The sequence below is a fragment of the Rhodanobacter sp. OR87 genome (genome assembly GCF_000473345.1).
GTDB classification, from domain to species: Bacteria; Pseudomonadota; Gammaproteobacteria; order Xanthomonadales; family Rhodanobacteraceae; genus Rhodanobacter; species Rhodanobacter denitrificans.
On record NZ_AXBJ01000005.1, the window covers coordinates 89,202 to 100,239 of the forward strand.

7 protein-coding genes and 1 riboswitch are annotated in these 11,038 nt (G+C 69.0%); of the genes, 5 read left to right on the plus strand and 2 right to left on the minus strand.

All coding sequences use genetic code 11. The annotated features are described in order from the left end of the window. Positions 1-129: 129 nt before the first annotated feature. Positions 130-2,832 (minus strand): phosphoenolpyruvate carboxylase, encoded by a 2,703-nt coding sequence (ppc, locus tag RHOOR87_RS0106305; protein WP_027484547.1) that lies wholly within the window; start codon positions 2,830-2,832, stop codon positions 130-132. 112 nt (positions 2,833-2,944) lie between these two features. Beyond that, positions 2,945-3,038, plus strand: a riboswitch (S-adenosyl-L-homocysteine riboswitch). Positions 3,039-3,111: 73 nt separating this feature from the next. Here ppc and ahcY point away from each other — a divergent pair. Together ahcY and RHOOR87_RS0106315 are read left to right on the plus strand one after the other, a co-directional pair. Next, positions 3,112-4,551 (plus strand): adenosylhomocysteinase, encoded by a 1,440-nt coding sequence (gene ahcY, locus RHOOR87_RS0106310; protein WP_027484548.1) that lies wholly within the window; start codon positions 3,112-3,114, stop codon positions 4,549-4,551. Between the two features lie 23 nt (positions 4,552-4,574). After that, positions 4,575-5,636 (plus strand): MurR/RpiR family transcriptional regulator, encoded by a 1,062-nt coding sequence (locus tag RHOOR87_RS0106315; protein WP_231381737.1) that lies wholly within the window; start codon positions 4,575-4,577, stop codon positions 5,634-5,636. A 63-nt stretch (positions 5,637-5,699) separates the two neighbouring features. Here the strand turns inward: RHOOR87_RS0106315 and RHOOR87_RS0106320 are convergent, their stop codons facing one another. Next, on the minus strand, positions 5,700-7,139 hold the full coding sequence (locus RHOOR87_RS0106320) for an amino acid permease (RefSeq protein ID WP_231381738.1): 1,440 nt from the start codon (positions 7,137-7,139) through the stop codon (positions 5,700-5,702). A 71-nt stretch (positions 7,140-7,210) separates the two neighbouring features. Between RHOOR87_RS0106320 and dgcA the strand changes: the two genes are divergently transcribed. From dgcA to RHOOR87_RS0106335, 3 genes are read left to right on the plus strand one after another with little or no spacing between them, the layout of a single operon-like run. Next, positions 7,211-8,200 carry an N-acetyl-D-Glu racemase DgcA gene (gene dgcA / locus RHOOR87_RS0106325; RefSeq protein ID WP_027484551.1) on the plus strand — a complete coding sequence of 330 codons (990 nt, stop codon included), beginning with the start codon at positions 7,211-7,213 and terminating at the stop codon, positions 8,198-8,200. A 29-nt stretch (positions 8,201-8,229) separates the two neighbouring features. Next, positions 8,230-9,744, plus strand: a complete 1,515-nt coding sequence (locus RHOOR87_RS0106330; protein WP_007509399.1) for a D-aminoacylase — start codon at positions 8,230-8,232, stop codon at positions 9,742-9,744. Between the two features lies 1 nt (position 9,745). Beyond that, positions 9,746-10,798, plus strand: coding sequence for a DUF1611 domain-containing protein (locus tag RHOOR87_RS0106335; protein ID WP_007509401.1), 1,053 nt, complete (start codon positions 9,746-9,748; stop codon positions 10,796-10,798). Positions 10,799-11,038: the final 240 nt, after the last annotated feature.

Below are 11,038 nucleotides of genomic sequence, written 5' to 3' on the forward strand. Positions count from 1 at the left end.
CATGCCAGGCATGCAAACGCCTGTTTCATAACGTTTGCACCGACTTCGGTCGGCCGACCGCGATGCATACCCGGACACCGCCGTCCGCTGGCGTACACGCTCCCTTGCCGGAGAAATGGCCCGCGGCAATCAGCCGGTGTTCTGCAGCCCTTGCGCCACGCCGTTGACGCAGGCGACCAGGGCCTGCAGCACGGCGTCGTCCTGGCGCTCGCTGGCGCGCCAACGCTGCAGCAGGTCCACCTGCAGCAGGCTCATCGGATCGACGTAGGGGTTGCGCAGGCGGATCGAGGCGGCCAGGCGCGGCTCATCACGCAGCAGCACCTCGCTGCCCTTGAGCCGCAGCAGCCAGTGGCGGGTGCGCGCGAACTCGGCGCGGATCAGTCCGAAGAACTCCTCGTGCAACGGGCCGGACAGTTTCGAGAACGCCTCGGCGATGGGCAGGTCGCACTTGGCCAGCACCATTTCCACGTCGTCGAGCAGGTTGCAGAAGAACGGCCAGTCGCGCGCCATCTCCGCCAGCGCCGCTTCGCCGAACTGCTGCACGCCCTGCTCCAGCGCGCTGCCCAGGCCGTACCAGCCGGGCAGAATCGAGCGGCACTGGGTCCACGCGAACACCCACGGGATCGCGCGCAGGTCCTGCACGCCGCGCATGCTGCGGCGGCTGGCCGGGCGCGAGCCCAGGGTCATCCGCTCGATCACGTCGACCGGCGTGGCAGTGCGAAAGTAGTCGACGAAGCCATCGTGCTCGACGAACGCGCGGTAGGTCTTCCGGCTGGCGGCCGCCAAGGCGTCCATCTGCTCGCGCCAGCGCGCTTCGCGTGGCTCGTCTACTCGCGGACGCAGGCTGGCGCGCAGCACCGCACCCACGGTCTGCTCCAGGTTGCGCAGCGCCAGCGCACGGATGCCGTACTTGCGATGGATCACCTCGCCCTGCTCGGTCACCCGCAGCACGCCGGCCACCGCGCCGCGCGGCGAGGACATCAGTGCCGGCGTGATGCGCGCGCCGCCGCGGCTGGCCGAGCCGCCGCGGCCGTGGAAGAACGCCAGCTGGATGCTGGCCGCATGCGCCACCTCGAGCAATTCCACCTGGGCGCGCTGCAGGCCCCAGCGCGAGGCCAGCGTGCCGCCGTCCTTGCCGCTGTCGGAATAGCCCAGCATCACCCACTGCTGGTCGCCGCGCGCCGCGAGGTGGCGGCGGTAGACCGGGTCGTCGAGCAGGGCGCGCAAGGTGGCCGGCGCATTCTTCAGGTCGTCGACGGTCTCGAACAGCGGCGCGATGTTGAGCGGCACGTTGTCGTCCTGCACCAACCCGCCGTAGCGCGCCAGCGCCAGCACCGCCAGCACGTCGGCGGCGCTGCGCGCCATGCTGATGATATACAGCCCCACCGCCTCGCCGCCGTAACGCCGGCGGGTGTTGCCGAGGGTGGCGAACACGTCGTACAGCGCGACGACCACCTCGGCATGGCTGATCGCGAAGCGTGCGCCGCCGCTGGCGTAATCGCGCAATTGCCGCGCGCGCTCGTCAGCCGGGCGCGCGGCCCAGCCATCGTCGGCCAGCAGCGCGGCCAGCGCGTCGTCGTGCACGCGCGAATCCTGCCGCACGTCGAGCCGCGCCAGGTGGAAGCCGAAGCTGCGCACGCGGCACAGCAGGCGTTCCACCGCGTAGGCGCCGGCGTGCACGCCGCGGTGCTGGAACAGGCTGTCGGCGATCAGCTGCAGGTCGTCCAGCAGTTCGCCACTGGACGAATAGCCGTCCGAAGATTCGTCGCCGGTCAGCGCCAGCCGCGCGCCGACCAGCTGCAGCAGGCAGCGGTACGGCATGTCGGCGTGGCGCGGGCGGATCTGCGCCGCGGCGGCCGGGAAGCGGGCGCGATAGTCCGCCAGCCGCGCGCGCAGCGCCGCGGACGCTGCCACGCGACCCTCGGTCTGGCTGAGCAGGCGCGCCAGCGTGGCGACGTCCTCGCGGTAGCGCTCCAGCACCAATGCGCGCTGCGAGTCGAGGCAGTCGGCGATGGTGTCGGCGCCCACGTTGGGGTTGCCGTCCATGTCGCCACCGACCCAGCTGGCGAAGCGCAGCAGCCGCGGCAGCTTGATCGCCACGCCGTAGGTCGTCTGCAGCGCCTGCGCCAGCGATTCGTACAGCGCCGGCACGATGCGGTACAGCGGATGGGCCAGGTAGAAGTCCACGTGCTCGCGCTCGTCCTGCACGCTGGGCCGCACCGGCGAGGCCTCGGCGGTCTGCCAGCCGGCGGACAGCGCCATGTAGATGCGGTCGTCGTCCTCCCGGCGCTCCTGCGGCGTGCGCTCACGGTCGAAGCCGTCGATCAGCGAGGCGACGATCGCCTGCTCCTTCTCCAGCAGCGAGCGGCGCACCGCCTCCGTCGGGTGCGCGGTGAACACCGGCTCGATCCACAGCCGATCAAGCCAGCCGACCAGCTCGTCGGCGCCCACGCCCGCAGCCTTCAGCCGGCCCAGCACGTCGAGCAGCGATTCCGGCTGCGGCGCGCTGCCCTCGCGCTGGTAGTCGCGACGACGACGGATGCGGTGCACCCGTTCGGCGGTGTTCACCGCCTGGAAATAGGTGGCGAACGCGCGCGCCAGCGCTTCGGCGTCGTCGGCGTCGAGACCGGCCAGCGAGGCGGCCAGTTCCTCCACCGAGGCACCTTCGCGGCGACGGCGGATCGCCGCCGTGCGCACCTGTTCGACCCGCACGAAGAATGCGTCGCCGCCCTGCTCGGCCAGCATTCGCCCGACCATCGCGCCCAGGCGGCTGACATCCTCGCGCAACGGGCCGTCGGGCGGCAGGAACTCGGGTTCGCGACTGGGTTCCACGCAACTACTCCACGGCAGGCCTGATCCCCAGCGTAACCAATCCCGACGCGGGCGACACCCAACCATGCGGCATAAGCTCATGTCTGCCGTTACAATGCCCCCCTCTGCACTGCCCGCCGAGGGGCGCTGCGACCGTTGCCGTGAATGAACTTCACGGGAACCGGCCAGGCTCGGCGCGGCACGTTCCACAACGGCGCTCAGTACGCGAGTCCCTTCGCGGCAGACCGGCCATCCATGGCCGGACTCCTCGAAAGAGCCTCGCACCAACTGGAGATATCCATGAACGCCGCACTGAAAGAAAACCGCCACGACTACAAGGTCCGCGATATCGCGCTGGCCGACTTCGGCCGCAAGGAGCTGGACATCGCCGAGCACGAGATGCCGGGCCTGATGTCGATCCGCCGCAAGTACGCGCCGCAGCAGCCGCTGAAAGGCGTGCGCGTGACCGGCTCGCTGCACATGACGATCCAGACCGCAGTGCTGATCGAGACGCTGAAGGACATCGGCGCCGACGTGCGCTGGGCCTCGTGCAATATCTTCTCGACCCAGGACCACGCCGCCGCCGCGATCGCCGCCACCGGCACGCCGGTGTTCGCCTGGAAAGGCGAGACGCTGGAGGAGTACTGGGACTGCACGCTGGACGCGCTGTCCTTCCCCGACGGCAAGGGCGGCTTCCTCGGCCCGCAGCTGGTGGTCGACGACGGCGGCGACGTGACGCTGCTGATCCACAAGGGCTACGAGCTGGAGAACGGCTCGAACTGGGTCAACGAGAAGGCCTCCTCGCACGAGGAGCAGGTGATCAAGAACCTGCTCAAGCGCGTGCACGCCGAGCGCCCGGGCTACTGGCACACCGTGGTCAGGGACTGGAAGGGCGTCTCCGAGGAAACCACCACCGGCGTGCATCGCCTGTACCAGCTGGCCGAGGCCAAGTCGCTGCTGGTGCCGGCGATCAACGTCAACGACTCGGTGACCAAGAGCAAGTTCGACAATCTGTACGGCTGCCGCGAGTCGCTGGCCGACGGCCTGAAGCGCGCGATGGACGTGATGCTGGCCGGCAAGGTGGCCGTGGTGTGTGGCTATGGCGACGTGGGCAAGGGCTGCGCACACAGCCTGCGCGCCTACGGTGCACGCGTGGTGGTCACCGAGATCGACCCGATCAACGCGCTGCAGGCGGCGATGGAAGGCTTCGAGGTCAACACCGTCGAGAGCACGCTGGGCCGCGGCGACATCTATGTCACCACCACCGGCAACAAGGACGTGCTGACGCTGGATCACCTGAAGGCAATGAAGGACCAGGCGATCGTCTGCAACATCGGCCACTTCGACAACGAAATCCAGGTCGATGCGCTGAATGCGATGGCCGGCGTGAGCAAGCTCAACATCAAGCCGCAGGTGGACAAGTACACCTTCAAGGACGGCCGTTCGATCTTCCTGCTGGCCGAAGGCCGCCTGGTCAACCTGGGCTGCGCCACCGGCCACCCGAGCTTCGTGATGTCCAACTCGTTCTCCAACCAGACGCTGGCACAGATCGACCTGTGGGCGAACAAGGACAGCTACGAGGCGAAGGTCTACATCCTGCCGAAGAAGCTCGATGAGGAAGTCGCCCGCCTGCACCTGGAGAAGATCGGCGTGAAGCTGACCACACTCACCCCGACCCAGGCCGCCTACCTCGGCGTACCGGTGGAAGGCCCGTACAAGCCGGATCATTACCGCTACTGAGCCGCTAGCGGATCATCGGTCGGTTGCAGCAGAACGGGCGCGCAAGGCGCCCGTTCTGCTATCGCCGGCTCACCACCGGGCAGCGTGCACCGTGCGGCCTGCGCTGCTCTGGATCATACTTTCGTACCGATCCAACACGGTCGAATCCACGGGAGACGGCGTCGATGTCGCCAAAGCCAAGCAGCGCCGACCGGCGATTGTTCAGCCAGCTTCGCAGTGAAATGGACCGGATGACCGCGTCCGAACGGGTGATCGCGAACTTCCTGCTCACCAACCGGCAGGCGGTGCCGTTCGAGACCGCCAACTCGCTCGCCGCCAAGCTCGCCATCAGCGCCGCGACGGTGGGCCGGTTCTGCCGTCGCCTCGGCTACCGGAACTTCCGCGAGCTGAAGGCGGCTTTCAAGTTCGACGTGGCCGTCGCGCCATGGCCGATCGGCGAAGGCCTGCGCTCGATGCTGCAGACCGGCGGCGGCGAACCGGCGCTGCAACGCGACCTGGACCTGACCATCGCCGGCATCATCGAGGTCTACCGCCGTGCGGAAACGCGCGAATGGCAGGATATCGTCGCGCTTCTGGCGCACTGCTCGACACTGCACATCGTGGGATTCCAGACCGAGCGCGGGCTTGCGGCCCACTTCGCCAGTTTCCTGCAATACGTGCGCCCGCGGGTGCGGGTGGCCGATCTGGCTACCGGAAGCTTCTCGGAGGTGCTGCTCGACGGTACCGACAAGGATTGCGTCGTGATCGTGGAGACGCGCCGCTACTCGCGCCAGGCACAACTGCTCGCCCGTCATTGCCGGCAACGCGGGCTGCTGCTGGTGATGATCACCGACAAATATTGCCACTGGGCCGGCGAATACACGCCGCACATCCTGGCATTGCCGACGGAAAGCGGGATCTTCTGGGGCACCACCGTTCCGATCCACGCGGCGCTGGCGCTGCTGGTCAACGGCGTGGTTCTCGCGCTCGGCGACCGCGTGGAGCAACGCCTCGCCCACGTCTCCGACCTCTACCAGGAATTCGTCGGCCACGTCGGGAAACCCGCACGCGGGCAGCGCAAGAGGGGCGGCGACATCGAGCCTTGAGCACGCAGCGCACCGTCGGGCCGAGGCCCGACGCTTCTGCGGAACCATGATCGCCGCTCCCGTTCAGCGCGACCGCACGTAAACCACGTAGATGACCAGGCCGGCCGCGAAATAGCCGCCGACGATCGCCAGCGGCAGTACGTCGCCGCGCGTTGCGCGCAGCACCATGTCGATCAGCAGCGGCAGGCCCATCAGCATGGCAAAAGCGATGCCGAGCGCCGGAATGATGCCGATCCACCAGCCACCTACACGGATGCCGCCCAGCGGCACCCGGAACGAACGCGGGCGATCGGGCTCGACCACGCGCAGGCGCATGACCGCCGCACAAACGATCGCGAACGCGACCGCCGTGCCGAGGCTGATCAGGTCGCCGAGCAGGCTGATCGGCAGGCACGCCGCGAGCAACGCCATGGCCACGCCGGTATAGATGGTACCGACCTGCGGCGTGCGCGTTCTGCCGTCGATCCGCGCGAACACCGGCGGCAGCATGCGATCGCGCGCCATCGCGTAGAAGATGCGGGTCTGTCCGTAGATCGACGTCAGCAGCACCGAAAGCAGGCCGATCACCGCGGCGGACTTGACTGCGATGCCGAACATCGGCAACTGCATCGCGTCGACGGCGACGGCGATCGGGTCGGCGACGCCGAGCCGGGTGTAGGGCACGATGCCGGTCATCACCGCGGCGACGGCCATGTACAGCACCGTGCAGACCGCCAGCGTCATGAAGATGCCGATCGGCAGGTCGCGCTGGGGGTTGCGCGCCTCGGCTGCGCTCGTGGACACGGTCTCGAAGCCAACGTAGGCGAAGAAGATCGCCGAGGCGCCGCGCAGCACGCCGGGCCAGCCGAACTCGAAATCGCCCCGCGCCGGCGGCACGAACGGCGTGAGGTTGGCCGGGTCGATGAAGGCGATGCCGACCAGCACGAAGGCGACCAGCGCAGCAATCTTGAGCAGCACGATGGCCGTGTTGAACGCGAACGACTGCGTCACCCCGCGCAACAGGACAGCCGTCACCACCAGGATCGCGCCGGCGGCGACGAGGTTGATGCCGCCGCCGAACTGCAGGCGGTTGGCGCCGCCATCGGTGCGAAAGTCGAGCATCGGCGTGGTGATCGACGCCGGCAGGTGCAGACCGAACTGGTCGAGCAACGCCACCGCGTAGCCGGCGAAGCCGACCGCGACAGTCGCCGCGGCAATGCCGTACTCGAGCAGCAGCAGCCAGCCGGCGCACCACGCGGTGAAGCGGCCAAACGTGAGCAGAGCATATGAATAGCTCGAACCGGACAACGGCATCGTGCCGGCAAGCTCGGCATAGCAGAACGCGGTGAATCCGCAGGCGATCGCCGCCACCACGAACGACAGCACCACCGCCGGCCCGGCATGGGTCGCCGCCGCGGTGCCGGTCATGACAAAGATGCCGGCGCCGATGACGCAGCCGACACCGATCATCGTCAACTGGAGCGGGCCGAGCGTGCGCGCCAGCCCGGGTTCGTCATCATTCACTGGTTGCAAGTTTTCTTTCATAGGAGTTACTATGATATAAATTGTGCATACACGTCCAGAGGCCGGCTTGCATGCAGACCGAGGTTCGCCACGAACGCTGGGAGCTCGCCGCGCCATTCGTCATCGCGCACGAGACCTACCTGCATGCCGATGTCATCGTGGCAACGCTGTCGTGCGATGGTGCCGTCGGCCGCGGCGAATGCACGCCCACGGCGTTCTACGGCGAGAGCGTGGGCGGCGTGATGGAGACCGTGCGCGAACTGCTCGCCCGCCTCGCCCGCGGCGAGTCCTGGGACCGCATCCACGATCACATACCGGCCGGCGCCGCGCGCAACGCGGTCGACTGTGCGTGCTGGGATCTGCGCGCGAAACTGGCGAAGCGGCGTGTCTGGGAACTGGCCGGAGTCCCCGCCCCGGGCCAGGTGCGCACCGCGCAGACCATCAGCGTGGGCGACGCGGCGCAGCAGGCGGACAAGGCGCGCGCGATCGTCGTCACCGACGGCGATGGCGCCCTGATCAAGCTGAAGCTCGATGCGCACGACATCGTCGCCCGCGTCGCGGCCGTGCGCGACGCCGCTCCGGCGGCGACCCTGGTCATCGACGCGAATGAATCCTGGGACCCGGTGCTGCTCGACGGCGTCATGCCTGCGCTGCAGGCCGCGCATGTCGCGATGGTCGAGCAGCCGCTGCCCGTGGGCAAGGACGACGCGCTGGCGCGGATCGAACGCCGCGTGCCGGTCTGCGCCGACGAATCGGCACACGTCGGCGCAGACCTCGACGCGCTGCGCGGCCGCTACGACCTGGTCAACGTGAAGCTGGACAAGACCGGTGGCCTGACCGAGGCGCTGCGCATGACTGCCCGCGCGCGCCAGCTCGGCTTCGGGTTGATGGTGGGCTGCATGGAGGGGACGTCGCTCGGCATGGCGCCGGCGACGCTCGTCGCCGGCGCTGCACGCTTTGTCGACCTCGATGGCCCGCTCCTCATCGGCCGCGACCGCGACCCGGGCCTGCACTACCAGCGTGGCCTCGTCTCGCCGCCCAGCGCGGCGCTGTGGGGCTGAGCCGCATGTTTTCCAGGAGAACCGATTCCATGATGAGCCGAACACTGATCCCGCTGCTGCTGATCGCACCGCTGGTCGTGTTGCCAGCCGGCCATGCAGCGGCGGCCGATTTCATCGTGCGCCATGCCGTCGTCGTCGACGGCACCGGCGCCCCGGCGCAGCACGTCGACGTGCGCGTCGCCGACGGCCGCATCGCCGCCATCGGCGAACTCGAACCGCAGCGCGGCGAACAGGTGGTCGACGCCCGCGGGCTGGTGCTCGCGCCGGGGTTCATCGACACGCACAGCCACCACGACCGCGGCCTCGACAGCCAGCTCGACGCGCTGCCGGTGACCAGCCAGGGGGTCACCACGATCGTCATCGGCCAGGACGGCTTCTCGCAGGAGCCGATTGCCGACCTGTTCCGCCGCTACGGCGCCAGGCCGGCGGCGATCAACATCGCCTCGTACGCGGGCCACAACTCGCTGCGCGCGGAGGTGATGGGCGCCGACGCCAGCCACGCGGCGACGCCAGCGCAGGTGCAGGCGATGCGCCACCTGCTCGCCGCCGACATGAAGGCCGGCGCGCTCGGCCTGTCGACCGGCCTTGAATACGACTCGGGCCTCTACTCCACGCGCGCCGAGGTACTCGCGCTCGCCGACGCCGTCGCGCCCTACGGTGGCCGCTACATCAGCCACATGCGCAGCGAGGACCGCAAGATCTGGGACGCGCTCGACGAACTGCTGACGATCGGCCGCGAGGCGAAGATCCCGGTGCAGGTCAGCCACGCCAAGCTGGCGATGACCGACTGGTGGGGCCAGGCCGACCGCTTCCTGGGCATACTCGACAAGGCGCGCGCCGAAGGCGTCGACGCGACGCTCGACGTCTATCCCTACGACAGTTGGCACAGCGAGTTGATCGTGCTGTGGCCCGAGCGCGACTTCGGGAACCGCGCGACCGCCGAATTCGTGCTCAAGCACCTCTCCCCGGCCGACGGCCTGCGCCTGTCGCAGTTCAAGCCCGAACCGGACCTGGTCGGCAAGAGCGTGGCCGATATCGCGCACCTGCGCGGCACCGACGACGCGGATACGGTGATGGCCCTGATCCGCGAATCGGAAGCGGCCCACAGCACCGCGCAGGTCATCAGCCGCAGCATGGACGAGCGCGACATCGCGAAGTTCATCGCCTGGCCGCAGGCGAACATCAGTTCCGACGGCAGCCTCGACGGCCTGCACCCGCGCGGCTACGGCACGTTCCCGCGCGTGCTGCGCATCTACGTGCGCGAGAAGAAGATGCTGACGCTCGAGCAGGCCGTGCACAAGATGACCGGACTGGCCGCGCAGCACGTGGGCTTGCTCGACCGCGGCCAGATCCGTGTCGGCGCGACGGCCGACCTCGTCCTGTTCGATCCGCGTACGGTGGCCGACCGCGCCACCTACGAGAAGCCGCACGAGCTGTCGGTCGGCATCGCGCGGGTATGGGTCAACGGCACCCTGGTCCTCGCCGACGGCAAGGCGACCGGCGCCCATCCGGGCCAGATGCTGCGCCGCCAGGAGGCAGGTTGACATGCAGATCGCCGCCCCCTACCTGCTCTTCCTCGGCAACACCCCGCACCGCCTCGACGCCAAGACGGCCAGCGGCATTCTCGACTGGCGCCCGCAACTGTGCGCCGGGCAATGCCGGCTCGATGCCGGCACGGTCGACCTCGGCCTGCCTGACATGACGCCGGCCGCCGCCGCCGCCGCCGGCGTGCGCACGCTGGTGATCGGCGTGGCCACCTTCGGCGGTGCGCTCGACGAGGCGTGGATCGACACTCTGCTGGCCGCGATCCACGCCGGCCTCGACATTGCCAGCGGCATGCATGCACGCCTCGGCGAGAATCCGCGGATCGCCGCGGCCGCGCGCCAGGCCGGCGTGCGCCTGTTCGACGTGCGCCACGCCAACGCGCATTTCGACGTCGGCTCCGGCCGCAAGCGCAGCGGCCGCCGGATGCTGATGGTCGGCGTCGATTGCGCGGTCGGCAAGAAGTACGCCGCGCTGGCCATTCACCGCGCCTTCGCGCGCCGCGGCATGGCCGCCGATTTTCGCGCGACCGGGCAGACCGGCATCCTCATCGCCGGCGCCGGCATCGCGATCGACGCGGTCGTCGCCGATTTCGCCGCCGGCGCGGCCGAAGCGCTGTCGCCCGACAACGAGCCCGGGCACTGGGACGTGATCGAAGGCCAGGGCTCGCTGTTCCACCCGGCCTATGCCGGCGTCAGCCTCGCCCTGCTGCACGGCTCGCAGCCGGACGCACTCGTGCTCTGCCACGACCCGCGGCGCACCCACATCGACGGTTATCCGGACTATCCGCTGCCGACGCTCGCCGCCTGCATCGCCGCCAACGAACAGGCCGCGCGCCTGACCAACCGCGCCGCACGCTGCATCGCCGTCGCGCTCAACACGCGCGACATGGGCGAAAGCCAACGCGCGGACGCGTTCGCCCGCGCGCACGGGGAAACCGGCCTCGTCGTCTTCGACCCAATCGCGACCGGTGCCGACGCGGTCGTCGACACGCTGCTCGCGGAAGCGCGCGAGCTTCCGCAAGCCAGTCCACACACCCCGGGGGATCACCCATGAAACGCAAGACTGTGGCCATGACCACCGTGCTGGCCTGTTCCCATGGCGACGCGCCTGCCGGGCTCACGGGTCATTTCATCGGGTTGAGGTGTTGCACGGCGGCGAAGGTGGCATGGATTCGGGGTGGGTCGGATGGACGTCCATATCATGATGAACGGCCAGCGTATCCCCGGACATCGTTGAGATGGCGACACTGACAGCGTGTAAACGCAGCGTTGAAATCGGCTGGTTTCCGCTACG